Here is a 17,293-nt window from a genome sequence, read left to right on the forward strand (position 1 = left end):
TAATCAGTGCTTTAATGTATCATCAAAAGATGTACGATTAAGTATCGAACGACCAAGAGTGAGTTCATCAGCGTACTCTATCTCATCGCCAACAGCAATCCCTCTAGCAATCACTGATACCCGGACATCCAACCCGGACAGACGTCTATAAATGAAAAAGTTAGTCGTATCTCCTTCCATTGTAGATCCCAAAGCCAAAACCACTTCCTGCACTCCTTCCTCTCGCACTCGTTCTATGAGAGCATCAATAGTAAGTTGGGATGGGCCAATGCCATCTATTGGAGAAATAACTCCTCCTAACACATGGTAGAGGCCCTTGTATTGTGCTGTATTCTCTATCGCCAATACATCACTCACCGTTTGCACGACGCAAACAGTGTGACAGTCTCGTTTCGGATCGGCACATATAGGACAAAGCTCCGTATCACTTATATTGTGACAACGGCAACAATATACAATACCATCTCTCAAACTATCCAAAGCAGCCGTAAGTCGATGTGTGAATGAAGGCTCTTTGCTCAACAAGAAAAGACTGAGACGGAGAGCTGTTTTCCGACCAACGCCGGGTAGATTAGCCAACTGCTCAACCGCATTCTCCACTAATCTGGATGGATATCTGTGTTGCATAGAGAAAGAATCACATTAATGAGTGATGCAAAAACAGCCCATTCGAGAGCTTATAATAATATTGACAGACAAACTGACAACATAGAGCTCCTGAACGGACTGTTTTGTTTTGAGAAAGAACTTGGTGACAAATATTTCAAATGCCATCAAGATCTTCCAATTCATTCCCTTCATTATCGAAGAAACGATAATTGAGGAAAGGTACACTTTGATCAGGTATCACCCTGATACCCTTGGCATACTTCATCTTCCAGCGCATGGCTATCGACACGATGCCTTTCTTCAGGTAAGCTGCTACATAGGGGTGTACATGAAGGACAAATTGCCTCAAACCATGGGTATCAACCAATATTCGAACTTTCTCTTCGAGTGTATCGGTGAAGAGTATGGAGGCTTTCATCTTACCAGAACCCAAACATGTGGGACATTTCTCTTCAGTGTCAATGCTCATCGCAGGGCGTACTCGCTGGCGAGTAATCTGCATCAAACCAAACTTACTCAATGGCAAGATATTATGCTTGGCTCTATCCGTGGACATCAACTTACACATATGCTCATAGAGTTGCTGACGGTGCTGAGCTTCAGCCATATCGATAAAGTCGACCACAATAATGCCACCCATATCGCGCAAACGAAGCTGACGGGCCAACTCTTCAGCAGCAGCCATATTCACATCCACAGCTGTGTCTTCCTGTTGATTACTACCACGTGCACGGTTGCCACTATTGACATCGACCACATGCATGGCCTCTGTTTGCTCAATGATGAGGTATGCACCACTCTTATACGTAACAGTGCGTCCGAAAAGAGCCTTGATTTGTTTGGTAACAGCAAAATTGTCAAAAATAGGCAGTTCTCCCACATAATGATGCACAATATCCTCACTACCAGGAGATATAAGCGAAATGTAATCCCTGATACTGTCGTAAAAGAACTTGTTGTTCACGTGAATATTTTGGAAAGTATCGGGGTTAAAAGTATCTCGCAGAAGACCTAATGTACGACCGGCCTCTTCATAGAGTATTTGCGGGATCTTGCTGACCTTGGGGATCTTGGCCACACTGTCAGTAAACCGTTTGAGTAACATCTTCAGCTCAGCATCCAACTCGGAGGCTTTTTTTCCAGCAGCAGAAGTACGTATGATCACACTGAAGTTGTGTGGCTTGATACTGAGCATCAATTGCCTTAGGCGAGCCCTTTCTTCTCCGGACTTGATCTTTTGTGACACAGATACTCGATCGGAGAAAGGCACCAACACTAGAGAACGACCTGCAAGGGAAATCTCAGTTGTTAGGCGAGGCCCTTTGGTAGAAATCGGTTCTTTGACTATCTGTACCAATATTTGTTGGCCGGCTTTGAGTATCTCGCCGATCTTCCCCTCCTTGGGCAAATCAGCTTCGAGGGTCATCTTAGACACCTGTGGCAGACCTTTTTGCTGAGACATTGACTCCAACATCTTGCGCTGACTAAGATAAGTGAGCCCAAGATCAAAATAATGGAGAAATGCGTCCTTCTTATAGCCCACATCCACAAAAGCAGCATTCAACCCAGGCATGATCTTCTTCACCTTGCCTAAGTAGATATCTCCCACGGCAAAGGACTGATCTCTGGGTTCACGTTGAAGCTCTACCAACTTACCGTCCTCAAGGACAGCAATGGATACTTTCTTGGCATCAACGTCTACAATTAATTCGCTATTCACTTTCTCGGAGTGGAATTTCTTGATATCTTCTTCTGATTCCGGCCGAAGTACCCTCTCCACAAAAACTGGGGAAGCTCGGAAGAGAGAAAAACAACAGAGACAAAACATTTTGAGAAACACCTCAAAACACTAACTATCTGGCCGGTTCTTGAAAACAGATGGGGCCGCAAAGGTGTACAAAGACCCATTGTCCTTTGTTTCACATTTTCGGCCCCCACACAAACTAAAAAAGGTTACTTCTTCTTATGTCTGTTCTTTCTTAGTCTTTTCTTACGCTTATGTGTAGACATCTTGTGTCTTTTTCTTTTTTTTCCGCTTGGCATAGCAGTTTGATTTTGATTAAGTTATACGTTAGTTTGGTTGTTATTTCACTTTAGCTGCAAAAAGTTTCGAAGGCTTGAAAGCCGGCACTTTGCGTTTAGGGATAATTATAGTAGTCTGTTTGGTAATATTGCGAGCTGTCTTGGCTGCACGTTCCTTAACAAGGAAACTACCAAACCCTCTGAGGTAAACATTGTCTCCATTGGCAAGAGCCGTGCGCACATTCTCCATAAAAGACTCCACCACTTCAAGGGCAACTTCCCGATCTATACCCGTAGCTTTGCTTATCTCACTTACTATATCCGCCTTCGTCATAATGATTTACTGTAGCTTATTGATTGACATTCCTTTTTCGACCAGCAAAGGTAGTCTTTTCTTTTGATTCTATGCCTATTGTGTTCATTCCCTAAGCATTGTGTATCGTTGAAGAAACAGAGAAATAAAAAGAGTAATCCACACTTCTTCTGTCTTATGACTTTTGTAATTCGTTTTGCATTTGGGTGTAGCTGAAGACAGTATAGAATAATGAGGTATTCTAAAAAATCATACACTCCTTTTGTGTTGAATCTACTTCTCTAATCCGACGCATTTCGTCTCTCCAAAACCATAGCAACTTCGTTTCTCCCTCTTCTATTTCAGAAAAACAACTTCTCTTTAAAATAAAGAGAGGGATACAACCCAAAGAAGAGCGAAAAAGACGAGACAAAACACTGCATTTCATTCAAAATCTTTTGATTACCTTTGTGGCCGGCAATAATGCCAACTTGTAGTAATTATAAATAATCAACGTATGAACAAGTACGAAACCGTTTTCATTCTCACTCCCGTTTTGTCTGATGTTCAGATGAAGGAAGCGGTAGAAAAGTTCACAAAGCTTCTGCAAGAAGAAGGAGCTTCCATTGTGAATGAGGAGTATTGGGGGCTAAAAAAGCTAGCCTATCCTATCCAAAAGAAGTCCACAGGCTTCTATCAATTCATTGAGTTTGAGGCAGAGCCTACCACAATCGCCAAACTCGAAACCAACTTCCGTCGCGATGAGCGTGTGATTCGCTTCCTAACTTTCCGTCAAGACAAGTTTGCAGCAGCTTATGCGGAAAAGAGAAGGAACCTTAAGTCAACAAAAAAAGAAGAAGTAAAGGAGGATAAGTAATGGCGGCACCTAAAAGCAAAAGCGAAATTAGATATCTCACTCCCCTGTCAGTAGACAACAACAAGAAAAAATATTGTCGCTTCAAGAAAGCCGGTATCAAGTATATAGATTATAAGGATGCCGAATTCCTCAAGAAGTTCCTCAACGAACAGGGAAAGATCCTTCCCCGTCGTATCACGGGTACTTCTCTCAAGTTCCAGCGTCGTGTGGCTCGCGCAGTGAAACGCGCCCGTCATTTGGCTCTTTTGCCCTATGTAACAGACATGATGAAATAATAAGACCGGAGGATTTTATATGGAAATCATACTTTTGGAAGATATAGTAACCCTCGGGTTCAAAGATGAGATAGTAACGGTAAAGGATGGTTATGGTCGCAACTACCTTATCCCACAAGGGAAAGCCATAATAGCCTCTGATTCCGCAAAGAAAGTCTTGGCAGAAAACTTGAAGCAACGCGCCCACAAAATTGCGCAAATCAAGAAAGAAGCAGAAGATCTTGGAGCCAAACTTGGTGGTGTAACTCTAACAATCATGGCCAAAACGAGCAATAGAGGTGTTATATACGGCTCTATCAGCAACATCCAAATTGCAGAAGCCTTACAAGCCAAAGGCTTCGAAGTGGATCGCAAGAAGATTTTGGTCAAAGAATCCATCAAGGAAATAGGCGACTATGTAGCTCACATTCGTCTGCACCGTGATGTAACGGTAGAAATACCTTTCACTGTGGAATCTGAAAATGCAGCAGAAGAAATTGCAGCAGCCAAAGCTAAAGAAGAAGCCGAGCGTGAAGCAATCAAAGCTGCAGACAAGGCAAGAAAAGAGGCTGAAGCGAAAGCAAAAGAAGAAGGAGAGCTCTCTGAAGAAGAACAACAAGAAGAGACTCCCGAAGCAACCACTTCTGCAGAATAAGAGACTCTGTAGTTCTAAAGAAATAGGAAAAACCCTGGCAAGGAAACTTGTCGGGGCTTTTCTTTTTCTAATCCTTCACCAAGTGTATATCGAAATGAGCATTGGGGATCAAAGCCTTGCACACTTGGTAGCAATGATTCAATATAGCAGCCGACATCTTTTCACTGTCTTCCTTATTCAAATCGGAAAGGACCTGCCTGGCCAGATTCATTTGAGATATCAAATTACAGGCTTCAGCAGAGCAACCGGCTTCTTGAGCTAGATTTAAGAGGAAATTTCTATTCATTACTACTTTGTGACTGTGCGTATCAAGTTGCCCCTCAGCTAATTTCACGGCCTTACCAATCATGATCCCCATGACAATGTGAGGAACATTTCGCCTATTGAGCATCTCTAGTGTTTTACCAATAAAATTGCCGTATTGCACAAAGCTATGGGGAGGGAGGTGAGGATACATCTCCTTCATCTTATACTCACTCTTTCCTCCACTATTGATTACAATCGTATCTCCACCGACAGCCAGGGCAATATCTACAGCCCTCTCTATGCTGGCCACAAAGGCTTCACTGCTAAATGGGCGAACAACACCGGTTGTCCCAATAATGCTAATTCCATTCTCAATCCCCAGTCGGGGGTTGAACGTGCGAGGCCCTATATCACGCCCGTGAGGAACGGATATTAGTACATCCACCGCTCGCCCCGGTAATAGAGCTGTAACCTCTTGCATTATCATTAAACGAGGGGTTGTATTAATAGCAGCACTCCCAATTGGCAAATCAAACCCAGGAAGGGTGATACGTCCAATCCCTTCCCCTCCATCAATATTTACAGGGGGAATGCGATTTTCCTCATTCGACAAATGAATTTGCGCAACGATAGGAGTTCCATGTGTGGTGTCCGGATCATCTCCTCCATCCTTGAAAGCAGTAGCTCGAACAGTCAAACCATCGGACTCGACCCTGTCTATTCGCACGAGTATGCGCTCACCTGTTTTAGGTAAAGCCACCGATACCTCCCTATATATCTTCCCATACATACGATAAAGGAGAGCGGCCTTGGTTGCAGCTGTAGCAAATGTTCCGGTAGTCAATCCAATATGTTGATCAAAAAAAGATGGGAGCAAGCGATCTATAGCAAGTCGAAGACCGATAGGTCCCTCTACTACAAGAGCATAAGAATCCGGAAGTTTTGGACGACACACAACATAAACTCTGATTCCCAGGTTAAGGGCTGTCGACACCTTATCAGAGAAGAAACCTGATTCACCACTTTCTTTTGTGATAATGGCTTCCGGCCGTATATGTTCCATCAATTCTCTTTCGGTCTCTGCTCCTCCCACAAAGTAACAGATCCTATCTATTGGAAAACCTTGAGATATGGCACTCTGGCGAGAAGATTCTCTATCCAATATCCGGAATATGGTATTCGGATGATTTTCCCAATAAGGCTTCAGTTTAGAAATGGTTTGTACTCCCGTTAATGCCAACAATTTGCTTATTCGATCTCTAAGAAGACAGCGGATAGCATCTTCGTAATCGGAGCAATAGACAAGTTTGGGGTTGCGTAAAGGATAGTTTCTCTCGTAACGAATAATTGGGATAGAAGTAGCATCGGCAGCTTTTGTTGCATTCGAATGAAGCTGAGAGGCAAACGGATGAGCAGCGTCTATCAAAAGACGAATATCATGCTCTTGAATAAAAGATCGCATCTCCGCACAATCTAGACCTCCATCTATACGTATACCATTTTTCGCTTCTATTTGTTGCTCTCCAAAGCGAGTGGCATAATAAAAAGGCTTACCTGCTTCATCAACAACTTGTATCGCAGCTCTCCCCTCCGTGGTGCCTCCCAATATCAAAATCATAGTCCAATCGCTTGAAGAAAAGTGCCTTCCTTTTTAGAAAAACCAAGAAGAGCGAGACTCGCCTGACCATAGAAGTCAATCAAGTCTCGCTCCTTTGTACAAAAATTTTGATACAAATCGCTTTTGCAACGATTAGAGCAAAGCATCAATTTCCTGCTTCAAAGCATCTTTTCTCTGTGCTCCAACCAGCTTGTTTACTACCTGACCACCCTTGATAAAGAGGATTGTAGGGATATTTCTCACACCATACTCCTGAGCCAAGTCGGGATTTTCGTCTACGTCAACTTTACCAATGATCACTTTTCCTTCATATTCCGTAGACAGCTCATCAATGATTGGACCGACCATTCTACATGGGCCACACCATGTTGCCCAAAAGTCGATTACCATTGGTTTGCCTTCTGCCATGAGTTCTTTGTAGTTCTGAGTTGTAATTTCCATTGCCATAGCGCACTGTTTTTTTAGATTGTTTTTATATGCTTATCTCACGTAATATTTTCATCGGTCATTCACCTCTCGTTGTTTGACCAGAGGCTTCTCAGACTATAACTATTGGAAGTTCGTATTGTTCAAGCAATTTAATAAAATCGGGAGAAGGATCGACCCTATAACGACTCGACTGTAAACGAATCTGCTTCTTTCTATCCTGAACTTGGATGTTCAAATTAGCCTCTCCGGGATGCTCCATAACAAACGCAGTCAAACTCTCTGCCAAATCGTTGGAAAGCTGATCCAAGGATATTGATACAGACACTTCCTTAATCAACTTATCAGCAATATCGGGAAGCAACTCTATCGAGCGAATCTGTAGCTCCACCTTTTCCGGATCGAAGCGATGAGGTTGCACGGTTGCCTTAATGAGGAGATACAAGCCCTCCTTAGCATAGTTGCCGTATGAAACATAGTTCTGCCCAAAGAGAGCAACCTCTGCTGTCCCATGGAAGTCTTCGATCGTAAGAATTGCATAAGGATTATTTTTCTTACTCATCCCCACCCTAGCCTTTGTCACAATACCGGCAAAAGCAATATTCTTTCCATTGAGAGGCTTCAAATCCATCAAGTCTACACTCTTCACATTGCAATAATAGTCCAAAATAACTCGATATGGCTCCATCGGATTGGAAGAAAGATATAGGCCAACCAAATCTCTTTCTTTATTTAGAATTTCCAAACTATTCCAAGAATCAGCCTCCTCTGGTTGTGGTTTGGGTAATTGCATTGATTCATCATCACCAAAAAGACTGACCTCCTGTGCATGTTTTTCTTCCTGTACCATGCTGCCATATTTAGAAAGGGCAACAATGAAACTCTCATCTTTTCCGCAAGGAGCAAGGTATTGCTCTCTCTTCAGACCAAAACTGTCAAAAGCACCGGACAAGGCCAAACTTTCCATGGTCTTACGGTTGCACTGCACTGTATTGATACGTTCCGCAAAATCATAAACATCCTTATAAAGGCCATTCTTTTTGCGCTCCTCAATGATTGATTCGACAGCTCCGAGACCTACCCCTTTTATGGCCGAAAGACCAAAGCGAATATCTCCATTGGCATTTACTGAGAACTTGTAGTCCGATTCATTAACATCTGGTACCAACACCTGAATCTTCATGGACTTACATTCATCCATCAACTTGGTGATTTCGGTAATGTTATTCAGATTTCGGCTTAGTGCCCCTGCCATATACTCAGAAGGATAATGAGCCTTGAGATAAGCAGTCTGATAAGCGACCCAACTGTAGCAAGTCGCATGACTCTTATTGAATGCGTACTGGGTAAATTTCTTCCAATCTGCCCAAATCTTTTGGAGAGTCTTCTCCTCATACCCATTCTTAATACCTCCCTCCAAGAATTTTGCCTGAAGAGCCAGCATCTTATCCTCCAGTTTCTTTCCCATTGCTTTACGCAGGGAGTCCGACTCTCCTCTTGTGAAACCGGCTATCTCTCTGGATAAAAGCATGACCTGCTCCTGGTAGACTGTTATACCATAAGTCTCTTTGAGGTATCGCTCCATCACCGGAAGATCGTAAGTTATCTCTTCCAGTCCATGTTTGCGGGCGATGAAGCTGGGTATATAGTCCATGGGCCCGGGACGATAGAGAGCATTCATAGCGATAAGGTCTCCAAAGGCAGAAGGTTTCAGCTCACGCAGATATTTCTGCATACCCATGGATTCAAATTGGAATGTACCTATAGTACGCCCCTCACTATAAAGTTTATAAGTCAGAGGATCATCAAGAGGAATATTCGATATATCCAATTCAATGCCTTTTGTCTTCTTGATGTTGGATATGGCTTCCTTGATTATAGACAAAGTTTTAAGGCCAAGAAAGTCCATCTTGATCAGGCCTGTTTCTTCAATCACAGAGCCTTCATATTGCGTCACAAGGACCTCTTTGTCTCCGTCCTTGGCTGTACTGACCGGTACAACATCACTAATATCAGTCTTGCCTATGATGATTCCACAAGCATGTACACCCGTGTTACGAACATTCCCTTCGAGCATTGCTGCGTACTTCAGGGTACTACTGAGCTGCTTATCATCACTCAACGATGCTGCCTTTAGCTCCGGTACAGCTTCTATAGCAGCCGTCACAGTTACTTTCTTTACCCCCGGGATTTTATCTGGCACCAGCTTGGTGAGATCGTTGCTGATAGAGAGTGGTAGCTTCTGTACTCTGGCAACATCTTTAATGGCACTCTTCGTCGCCATGGTGCCAATAGTGATGATGTGAGCGACCCTCTCTTTTCCATATTTTTCCGTCACCCAATCAAGGATATCAGCTCTACCATCATCGTCAAAATCAACATCAATATCCGGCATACTTATACGATCCGGATTGAGAAAACGCTCAAAAAGCAGATCGTACTTGATTGGATCTATATCCGTTATACCCAAACAATAAGCAACGGCCGAGCCGGCAGCCGAACCACGACCGGGGCCAACAGAGACACCCATATTACGTGCCGCAGCAATAAAGTCCTGGACGATAAGGAAGTAGCCGGGAAATCCCATTTTTTTGATTGTCTCCAATTCAAAGTCAATACGCTCTCGCACTTCGGGAGTTAGGTTTTCCTTATATCTACGCTCTGCTCCAAGCATGGTAAGATGTCGCAAATACTCGTCATCATTGGCAAACTCGTCCGGTATCGGGAAATCCGGCATCAAGGCATCACTATCTATGCTGTAATACTCTACCTTATCGGCAATTTCCAACGTATTGGACAAAGACTCTGGCACATCGGAGAAAATGGCATTCATTTCCTCAGTTGTCTTGAACCACTCCTCCTTGCTGTAGCGCATACGATTAGGGTCATCCAAATCTTTAGAAGTGGACAGACAAATAAGCCTGTCGTGGGCCTCTGCGGCCTCTTTCGATATGAAATGAACATCATTGGTAGCTATCACTTTCACATCGTGTTTGCGTGCCAACTCCAAGATAACCCTATTGACCTGCTGCTGTTTGGGATAAGTATCCTGATTTCCCAAGGGATTTGTTGTCTCGTGTCGCTGTATCTCCAAATAGAAATCGTCACCGAAAAGCTCTTTGAACCACAAAACACTTTTCTCTGCTTCGTCTATTTGTCCAGCCATAATATGTTGGGGGATCTCGCCTCCAAGACAAGCCGAACTCACTATCAATCCCTCATGGTATCGCTCAAGTAGTTCTTTGTCAATTCGTGGACGATAATATTGCCCCTCAGTCCAAGAATAAGAAACCAGTTTGATCAGGTTATGATAGCCTACACTGTTCTTTGCCAATACAATCAAATGCCAACCTCCAGAGTCTAAAGGACGAGAAGGACGGTAGGGGTCCATTATTTCCTTACTCTTGTCGTGCCGGCTTCGTCTGGCACAATAGCACTCACAGCCCAAGATTGGTTTTATAAGGGCCTTTTGCTCCGTCTCTACCTTGTGTTGCAACTTTTGTATTCGCTGCAAATCATCCTCATCGGAGTTGGACTTTTCCAGAAGCTCCTGCAACTCTCGCTGGCAATCCTTGATAACAGACAAATGTGGTTTGTTCTTCTTCTGCACATAGTTATAGAACTCTTTGATCCCGAACATAGCTCCGTGGTCAGTCAGGGCCAGAGCCGGCATACCATCAGCTATAGCAGCATCGACTAAGTCACTAATCCGACATTGACCATCCAAAACGGAATATTGCGAGTGTACGTGCAGGTGAATGAAGGGTTCCATATCAGTCTGTTTTTATTTGCTATAACAGCTTGAAAATCATTGATTTATACCCCTATTCAGGGTAAAGACATAGCCAAAACTGATGTCCTGCGCAAAGATAATGATCCCAAACCGAAGATTTGCTATAAAAAAACAAGATTATCCCTCTGCAAATTTTCGATCTGGCAGAGGAAGAAGTAAAAAACTCTCAAAAGGGGATAAACAGCAGAAAGTGTCGAGTTCGGATTAAAGAAATAAAGAGTAGGGATACTCCACATGCCACAAAAAAAGGGCATTTCCAGGAGCCGAGCTTCCGGCTTGCGATCTGTCTTTAGACAAAATGATATGCCGAAGATCCTCTATCGAAGCCTTTCCTCTACCAATAGTAAACAATGTGCCGACGACCGCTCGAACCATATTACGCAAAAAACGATCTGCCGTAATCGTGAAAACATGAGTTCCGGGCAGAGGTCCCTCTGACCAATAAGCTTCTCGAATCTTGCAATTGAAAGTTTTAACATCGGTATGAGCCTTGCTAAAACACTCAAAATCAGAATATTCCAGTAGTACAGAAGCAGCCTTATTCATCAACTCATAGTCCAACTCAGCATGCACACGCAACATCAAATGGCCGACAAAAGAGTCTTTGTGATCACAAACAAAATACTTGTATGTACGAGCCGTGGCAGAAAAACGAGCATGAGCTTCATCAGAGACTGGAACAATCCTATCTATAGAAATGTCTTTCGGGAGCAATCCATTGAGACGGGGAACTAAATCGGCAGCGTCAGCAATACCGATGTTTGCATCAAAATGTGCCACCATGCAACGTGCATGCACCCCGGCATCGGTGCGCCCGGCTCCAACCACAATAGTTTGTTTTCGCAAGAGAACGGACAAACAGCTCTCTACCTGCTGCTGCACTGTAGGGGCATTCGGCTGATTTTGCCAGCCGCTATATTGCTCTCCATTGTAGGAAAAGTAAATAAAGAAACGCATCCGTAGCGGGAAATCAAGCTTTTTTCTTGGCAGATTTCACTCCTGCAGAAACATTCTTGGTGGCGGAGACTTTCTTGTCCTTCTTGCGAGAAGTTTTCTTCTCCGGAGCTTCGGCTATTATTTTCAAGCAATCTTCTCGAGAGAGATTTTCTACATCAGCATCCTTCGGCAGTTTATAGTTGCTTGTTCCATACTTGATATAGGGACCAAATCGACCATTGCGGATTTGCAATAGCTCGTCATCATCAAAGGTCTTGAGTAGACTTTTGGCTTCTGCCTGTCTTTTTTCCTCTATCAAAACGATAGCATCATCAAGACTTACCTGCAAAGGATCTATGCCCTTGGGGATAGAGGTATACTTACCTGCATGACTGACATAAGGACCAAACCGCCCTACAGAAACGACTACATTTTTCCCTTCATATTGCCCCAAGGTCTTAGGAAGATCAAATACAGCAATAGCTTCTTCAAGCGTTATCGTCTGCATTGAGCAATTGGGGGGCAAAGATGCAAATCGAGGTTTTTCATCCGTTTCTCTGTCAGTCATCCCCATTTGCAACATGGGTCCATAACGACCTATGCGAACGGATATTTGCTTTCCAGTCTTGGGGTCTACCCCCAAAATGCGCTCTCCCACACGTTCTTCATCCTGCTTGTAAACCGATGCTTCCTCAACCACAGGATGAAACCGCTTATAGAAACTATCTATCACCTTGCTCCACTCCAACTTTCCCTCAGCAATGTGGTCAAACTGGTCTTCCACCTTAGCCGTAAAGTTGAGATCAACGATATTGGGAAATCTTGCCGTCAGAAAGTCATTTACCACAATGCCTATATCAGTAGGCATGAGCTTTCCTCTGTCTTGTCCGTAGTTTTCGCTCAATACCTCCCTGACGATCTGTCCGGAATGATCTAAATGCAATCGACAATAATCCCGACTCTCACCTTCTTTGTCTCCTTTGATCACATACTCCCTATTCTGTATTGTCTGTATAGTAGGGGCATAGGTAGATGGGCGACCAATCCCGAGTTCTTCCAACTTACGCACCAACGAAGCTTCCGTATATCTGGCAGGACGCTGCGAAAAACGTTGGACAGACTCCAAAGCCTCCATCTTCAAGACATCTCCCTGCAAGACAGGTGGCAGGAGCTTCCCTTCAGGCTTATCCTTGTTCTCTTCATCGGTCCCTTCTTTGTAGACAGAATAAAAACCTTCGAACAGGACAACCTCTCCTTGTGCGATAAAATGGGCATCGCTGGAATAAGAGGAAGAAGAAGCTATTGTCACCGTGGTTCGCTCCGTCTTCATATCCGCCATTTGAGAGGCAATACAACGCTTGCGAATCAAATCGTAGAGTTTCTTTTCCGTCACCGTACCGGCAATCGTTTCTCGATCAGCATAAGTCGGTCGGATGGCCTCATGAGCCTCCTGTGCTCCCTTGCTTTTGGTCTGGTAACGTCTGGCCTGATGAAAATCCTCCCCCCACTGCTCTCGGACCAGTTTGGCGATGTCATTCATTGCCAAATCCGACAGATTGGTAGAGTCGGTACGCATATAAGTGATGAATCCGGCTTCGTAGAGCTTCTGTGCTATCCTCATCGTCTGTGCAACAGAGAAGCCCAACTTACGGGCTGCCTCCTGTTGCAAAGTCGATGTAGTAAAAGGGGCTGCCGGAGAGCGTTTGCCCGGCTTCTTAATCACCTCCGATATATGAAACTCTGCATCTACACATGATTGTAGAAAAGACTGGGCCTCCTGTTCTGTAGAAAAGCGTTTGTCCAATTCAGCCTCCAAAAGAGTCTTCCCATCCGGCAACATAAACATTGCCATCGTGCGGTATTGCGTCTGTGCCTCGAAGGCTTGTATCTCCCGTTCTCGCTCTACCACAATCCGTACGGCTACGGATTGCACTCGTCCGGCCGAAAGAGACGGCTTGATTCGCTTCCACAATACGGGCGACAGCTCAAACCCCACAATACGATCCAAGACACGGCGTGCCTGTTGAGCATCTACCAAATGCTTGTCTATGGATCTGGGGTTGAGTATAGCATGCTCAATGGCTGGCTTCGTGATCTCATGAAAGACAATGCGATGTGTAGGCTTATCCTTGAGCTTGAGCACTTCGGATAAATGCCAGGCAATGGCTTCTCCCTCGCGGTCTTCATCGGAGGCAAGCCATACTACATCCGCCAAATCCGCAGCCTTATTCAACTCTTTTATCAAAGTCTTTTTGTCCTCGGGAATTTCATACTGAGGAGCGTAATCTCTCTCTATGTCTATGGAGAAATTTTTGGGGCTGAGGTCGCGCACATGTCCATAGCTGGAGAGTACGGAATAGTTAGGCCCTAAGAATTTGCCAATCGTCTTAGCCTTTGCCGGAGACTCTACGATCACAAGGTGTCTTTGCATGTTTCACTATGTTTGTTCTACGGGTTGCGGCTGCAAAGGTAGCAATATCGATTACATCAAGGTTATTAAACAGAGAACCGAAGCTTCTCTTTCTTCAACGAAAGAGAAACTTCGGTTCTCAGATGAGATCGCATTGCGCCTATCGCCGATATATATCTGCCTTACTTGCGCTTGCGATCGCCATAGCGGCTCATAAACTTGTCCACACGACCGGCCGTATCCACCAGCTTTGCCTTTCCGGTGAAGAAAGGATGCGAAGTATTGGAGATTTCCACCTTGATAAGGGGATACTCTACCCCATCGACCATGATTGTCTCCTTGGCCTGCATGGTGGAACGAGTAATAAAGATGTCTTCATTAGACATATCCTTGAATACCACCGGACGATAACTCTCGGGATGAATATCTTTCTTCATTATCTGTTTGTTTTGTTCTTGTTTTTCAATTAACAGGCTGGTAACCGGACCACAAAGGTAGTAAAGTAATCCGACTTCCCAAACCTTCAGAGCAGACTTCGCTCTCTGTAGGATTGAGAGCAACTACCGGAGATAGGATGTATAGCTTCCACACAAAAGCTCTCGAAATGATTCTTTGAAGCGTATGTCCTTCAGGCTATCTAATATGTATAATTTTGTTCGTTTCAGTATTTATACATTATCAAACCGTGGTGCTTTTTAAGTCCAAATCGAGGCCTTTTGGAGCTATTTTTCTCTCCCTTTTGGGATACCCTTGGGAGACGTTTTGAATTATCACGGGAGAAAAGAAAAATTCTCTCCTGAGAAAAAAAGTGTTCTCTCCTGTGTTAGCAAAATTTCTCTCAGGAGAGAATTTAGACCCCTCCAGAATGCCCTATCCATCGGCATTCCAGAGACCTCATAAAAAGCATTCAAAAGGGAGTTGTATCCACCTATCTAAGGAGCCTCTTTTCCCTCCATTTTTCAATCTTTTTCTGCGACCCATATTTTACAAAACATATCAATCTATACAGAAAGAAACGAGAGCTTTTTTCCGAGATTTTTGAATAATTCGTCTCCCCCTATAGTCATCTCTGACTTCCCAGAAGTCTGTCTTGCATATACATATTATACATAGGGGAGCTTTTCCATGGACTCCTCCAAAAGCTACTGTAATGAGACTTGGAGAGTACATACAACGCTCTTTTCGGGAGACTACTTCCAAAACTCCCAAAATGCAGACGTCACAACTACGCAGTCAAAGCCCTTTTCTTATCTTTGCTTTGGGGGTTGATTAATGACAGCAACCACAAACTTTTTAGAATACTTGACTTATGGATTTGACCTTCGCTGTTTCTCCTTGGCAATGGTGGCTCTTGGGGGCCATACTTCTCTTTGTATTGGAAATTTTCACACCGGGCTTCGTATTGGCTTGCTTTGGTGTTGCCTCTCTTTTGGGAATGTTTGCTGCGCTACTCGGATTGGGGGTTTTGTGGCAGGTAATTGCTTTCTGTATAGGTGCATTGTTGTCTTTGGTATTCATACGCCCCTTTGTCCGTCGTATCTCTCAAAAGAAGAAAGGCACAAACACCGGAGCAGATGCCTTAATTGGGCGATGTGTAAAAGTCACCGAACGAATCAACTCTACTGAATCTACTGGTCGTGTAGCTGTAGACGGAGATTCGTGGAAAGCAAACAGCATAGATGGCTCGACCATAGAGGTCGGTACCGATGTAAAAATAGTGGGAAGAGAAAGCATTATCCTCTATGTGGAAAGCTGCCCATCCGTATAAGAAAAACCATATCAAATTACAAACAATATGAATCTGACTATCATCATTTTAGTGGTGCTCGTAGTGCTCGCTATTTCGATCGTATCTCAAGGATTGCTGATTGTACAACAGTCTCAAACCGTAATTGTAGAGCGATTAGGTAAATACTACACAACTCTCAACTCGGGAGTAAACATCATCATCCCTTTTATCGACAAAGCTCGCCCCATGCACTGGAGGTATACCTACCAATTACAGGGCGGAGATACCATGGTTCGTTTTGCAAGAGTCAATCGTATTGACCTGAGAGAAACAGTGTATGACTTTCCCAAACAGAATGTTATCACTCGAGACAATGTGGTGACAGAGATCAATGCAATCTTGTATTTCCAAATCGTAGATCCTATACGAGCCGTCTACGAAATTCAGAACCTGCCCGATGCCATAGAAAAGCTCACACAAACAAGTTTGAGAAATGTGATTGGAGAGATGGATCTGGATGAGACTCTCACCAGCCGTGATACTATCAACAGCAAGTTGAGAGAGATTCTCGACGAAGCCACAAACAAATGGGGGGTGAAAGTAAACCGTGTGGAGTTGCAAGACATCAATCCTCCAAGAGACATTCGCGATGCGATGGAGAAACAGATGCGAGCCGAGCGAGACAAGCGTGCTCAGATATTACAAGCTGAAGGACAAAAAGAGGCTGTAATACGTGAGTCTGAAGGAAAAATGCAGGAATCCATAAACCATGCAGAGGGAGAAAAACGAGCCAAGGTATTACGTGCAGAAGCAGAAGCAGAAGCGCAAATCTTAGTGGCTAAAGCCGAGGCAGAGGCCATCCGACAAGTGGCGGCAGCGGTTTCCGGATCAGGCTCAGATCCTGCTCAATATCTGATAGCCATGCGGTACATCGATACCTTAAAAGACATCAACAAGGGAAATAATACCAAAACCGTATACATGCCTTATGAAGCCAGCGGTGTATTAGGAGCTGTAGGTGGCATCAAAGATTTGGTAAAGCTCAAAGATTAATCGGAAGCCACCAAATGGACTAAGCGGATTCTTCCGCAAATCACAAAGAGGGCGTTGCAACAATAGCAAAAGTTGCGACACCCTCTTTTTTTGATCTTGAGGAAGGGAGCAATTCGATACGACTTTCGGGTCTTTGTATTGTCAGAACAATGGTCACTCCAGTAAGCCAATTCGTTTGATGTGTGGCTTGTTGCTTCTCAGGTAACCTATTCTCTATCAATCCATTTCAGCAATGAAAGATCTGTCCATGACGAAAGGAACTCCAAAAGCCATTGAGCAATCGATCAAAAGCTTTATTGCTTTTTTCCGAAAGCTTAGTTGCTTTTGTCTGAAAGCTTAGTTGCTTTTGTCCGAAAGCTTAGTTGCTTTTGTC

The 17,293-nt window shown here is 44.0% G+C and carries 14 protein-coding genes; 5 read left to right on the plus strand and 9 right to left on the minus strand.

The features are described from left to right. Nucleotides 1-3: 3 nt before the first annotated feature. From recR to B5D48_RS06775, 3 genes are all read right to left on the minus strand, one after another. The gene (recR, locus tag B5D48_RS06765) at nucleotides 4-627 is read right to left on the minus strand and encodes a recombination mediator RecR (protein WP_042120277.1); all 624 of its coding nucleotides are present in this window, start codon (nucleotides 625-627) and stop codon (nucleotides 4-6) included. A 136-nt stretch (nucleotides 628-763) separates the two neighbouring features. After that, on the minus strand, nucleotides 764-2,329 hold the full coding sequence (locus B5D48_RS06770; protein WP_036888852.1) for an Rne/Rng family ribonuclease: 1,566 nt from the start codon (nucleotides 2,327-2,329) through the stop codon (nucleotides 764-766). Between the two features lie 363 nt (nucleotides 2,330-2,692). Beyond that, complete coding sequence (locus tag B5D48_RS06775) at nucleotides 2,693-2,965, minus strand: HU family DNA-binding protein (RefSeq protein ID WP_023937671.1); 273 nt, start codon at nucleotides 2,963-2,965, stop codon at nucleotides 2,693-2,695. A 475-nt stretch (nucleotides 2,966-3,440) separates the two neighbouring features. Between B5D48_RS06775 and rpsF the strand changes: the two genes are divergently transcribed. From rpsF to rplI, 3 genes are read left to right on the plus strand one after another with little or no spacing between them, the layout of a single operon-like run. Further along, the gene (gene rpsF, locus B5D48_RS06785) at nucleotides 3,441-3,800 is read left to right on the plus strand and encodes a 30S ribosomal protein S6 (protein ID WP_023937668.1); all 360 of its coding nucleotides are present in this window, start codon (nucleotides 3,441-3,443) and stop codon (nucleotides 3,798-3,800) included. Continuing rightward, a complete protein-coding gene (gene rpsR / locus B5D48_RS06790; protein WP_023937666.1) occupies nucleotides 3,800-4,075 on the plus strand; it encodes a 30S ribosomal protein S18 in 276 nt (91 codons plus the stop codon). The genes rpsF and rpsR overlap by 1 nt, the downstream gene beginning before the upstream one ends. Before the next feature lie 19 nt (nucleotides 4,076-4,094). Continuing rightward, complete coding sequence (gene rplI, locus B5D48_RS06795; RefSeq protein ID WP_023937665.1) at nucleotides 4,095-4,709, plus strand: 50S ribosomal protein L9; 615 nt, start codon at nucleotides 4,095-4,097, stop codon at nucleotides 4,707-4,709. Nucleotides 4,710-4,776: 67 nt separating this feature from the next. Here rplI and cbiD read toward each other — a convergent pair whose 3' ends face one another. From cbiD to B5D48_RS06825, 6 genes are all read right to left on the minus strand, one after another. Then, a complete protein-coding gene (gene cbiD / locus B5D48_RS06800) occupies nucleotides 4,777-6,573 on the minus strand; it encodes a cobalt-precorrin-5B (C(1))-methyltransferase CbiD (RefSeq protein ID WP_023937664.1) in 1,797 nt (598 codons plus the stop codon). A 132-nt stretch (nucleotides 6,574-6,705) separates the two neighbouring features. Continuing rightward, entirely contained in the window at nucleotides 6,706-7,020 is a 315-nt protein-coding gene (gene trxA, locus B5D48_RS06805; RefSeq protein ID WP_023937662.1) for a thioredoxin, read from the minus strand. Nucleotides 7,021-7,111: 91 nt separating this feature from the next. Then, on the minus strand, nucleotides 7,112-10,771 hold the full coding sequence (gene dnaE / locus B5D48_RS06810; RefSeq protein ID WP_023937661.1) for a DNA polymerase III subunit alpha: 3,660 nt from the start codon (nucleotides 10,769-10,771) through the stop codon (nucleotides 7,112-7,114). Nucleotides 10,772-10,996: 225 nt separating this feature from the next. Further along, nucleotides 10,997-11,749 (minus strand): tRNA pseudouridine(38-40) synthase TruA, encoded by a 753-nt coding sequence (gene truA / locus B5D48_RS06815; RefSeq protein ID WP_023937658.1) that lies wholly within the window; start codon nucleotides 11,747-11,749, stop codon nucleotides 10,997-10,999. A gap of 13 nt (nucleotides 11,750-11,762) precedes the next feature. Next, nucleotides 11,763-14,159, minus strand: a complete 2,397-nt coding sequence (topA, locus tag B5D48_RS06820) for a type I DNA topoisomerase (RefSeq protein ID WP_023937657.1) — start codon at nucleotides 14,157-14,159, stop codon at nucleotides 11,763-11,765. A gap of 161 nt (nucleotides 14,160-14,320) precedes the next feature. Beyond that, complete coding sequence (locus B5D48_RS06825; RefSeq protein ID WP_023937656.1) at nucleotides 14,321-14,575, minus strand: type B 50S ribosomal protein L31; 255 nt, start codon at nucleotides 14,573-14,575, stop codon at nucleotides 14,321-14,323. Between the two features lie 872 nt (nucleotides 14,576-15,447). On the opposite strand from B5D48_RS06825, the gene B5D48_RS06830 reads away from it, so the two are divergent. Together B5D48_RS06830 and B5D48_RS06835 are read left to right on the plus strand one after the other, a co-directional pair. After that, on the plus strand, nucleotides 15,448-15,906 hold the full coding sequence (locus B5D48_RS06830) for an NfeD family protein (protein ID WP_023937654.1): 459 nt from the start codon (nucleotides 15,448-15,450) through the stop codon (nucleotides 15,904-15,906). Between the two features lie 27 nt (nucleotides 15,907-15,933). After that, nucleotides 15,934-16,920, plus strand: coding sequence for an SPFH domain-containing protein (locus tag B5D48_RS06835; RefSeq protein ID WP_023937653.1), 987 nt, complete (start codon nucleotides 15,934-15,936; stop codon nucleotides 16,918-16,920). Nucleotides 16,921-17,293 lie beyond the last annotated feature (373 nt).

The sequence above is a fragment of the Porphyromonas crevioricanis genome, from assembly GCF_900167225.1.
In the GTDB taxonomy this organism is placed as follows: domain Bacteria; phylum Bacteroidota; class Bacteroidia; order Bacteroidales; family Porphyromonadaceae; genus Porphyromonas; species Porphyromonas crevioricanis.

Excerpts from the sequence above, each read along its gene's own strand:
- recR (WP_042120277.1), bottom strand. The coding sequence starts at position 627 with ATGCAACACAGATATCCATCCAGATTAGTGGAGAATGCGGTTGAGCAG.
- B5D48_RS06775 (WP_023937671.1), bottom strand. The coding sequence starts at position 2,965 with ATGACGAAGGCGGATATAGTAAGTGAGATAAGCAAAGCTACGGGTATA.
- rpsF (WP_023937668.1), top strand. The coding sequence starts at position 3,441 with ATGAACAAGTACGAAACCGTTTTCATTCTCACTCCCGTTTTGTCTGAT.
- rpsR (WP_023937666.1), top strand. The coding sequence starts at position 3,800 with ATGGCGGCACCTAAAAGCAAAAGCGAAATTAGATATCTCACTCCCCTG.
- rplI (WP_023937665.1), top strand. The coding sequence starts at position 4,095 with ATGGAAATCATACTTTTGGAAGATATAGTAACCCTCGGGTTCAAAGAT.
- cbiD (WP_023937664.1), bottom strand. The coding sequence starts at position 6,573 with ATGATTTTGATATTGGGAGGCACCACGGAGGGGAGAGCTGCGATACAA.
- trxA (WP_023937662.1), bottom strand. The coding sequence starts at position 7,020 with ATGGCAATGGAAATTACAACTCAGAACTACAAAGAACTCATGGCAGAA.
- dnaE (WP_023937661.1), bottom strand. The coding sequence starts at position 10,771 with ATGGAACCCTTCATTCACCTGCACGTACACTCGCAATATTCCGTTTTG.
- truA (WP_023937658.1), bottom strand. The coding sequence starts at position 11,749 with ATGCGTTTCTTTATTTACTTTTCCTACAATGGAGAGCAATATAGCGGC.
- topA (WP_023937657.1), bottom strand. The coding sequence starts at position 14,159 with ATGCAAAGACACCTTGTGATCGTAGAGTCTCCGGCAAAGGCTAAGACG.
- B5D48_RS06825 (WP_023937656.1), bottom strand. The coding sequence starts at position 14,575 with ATGAAGAAAGATATTCATCCCGAGAGTTATCGTCCGGTGGTATTCAAG.
- B5D48_RS06830 (WP_023937654.1), top strand. The coding sequence starts at position 15,448 with ATGGATTTGACCTTCGCTGTTTCTCCTTGGCAATGGTGGCTCTTGGGG.
- B5D48_RS06835 (WP_023937653.1), top strand. The coding sequence starts at position 15,934 with ATGAATCTGACTATCATCATTTTAGTGGTGCTCGTAGTGCTCGCTATT.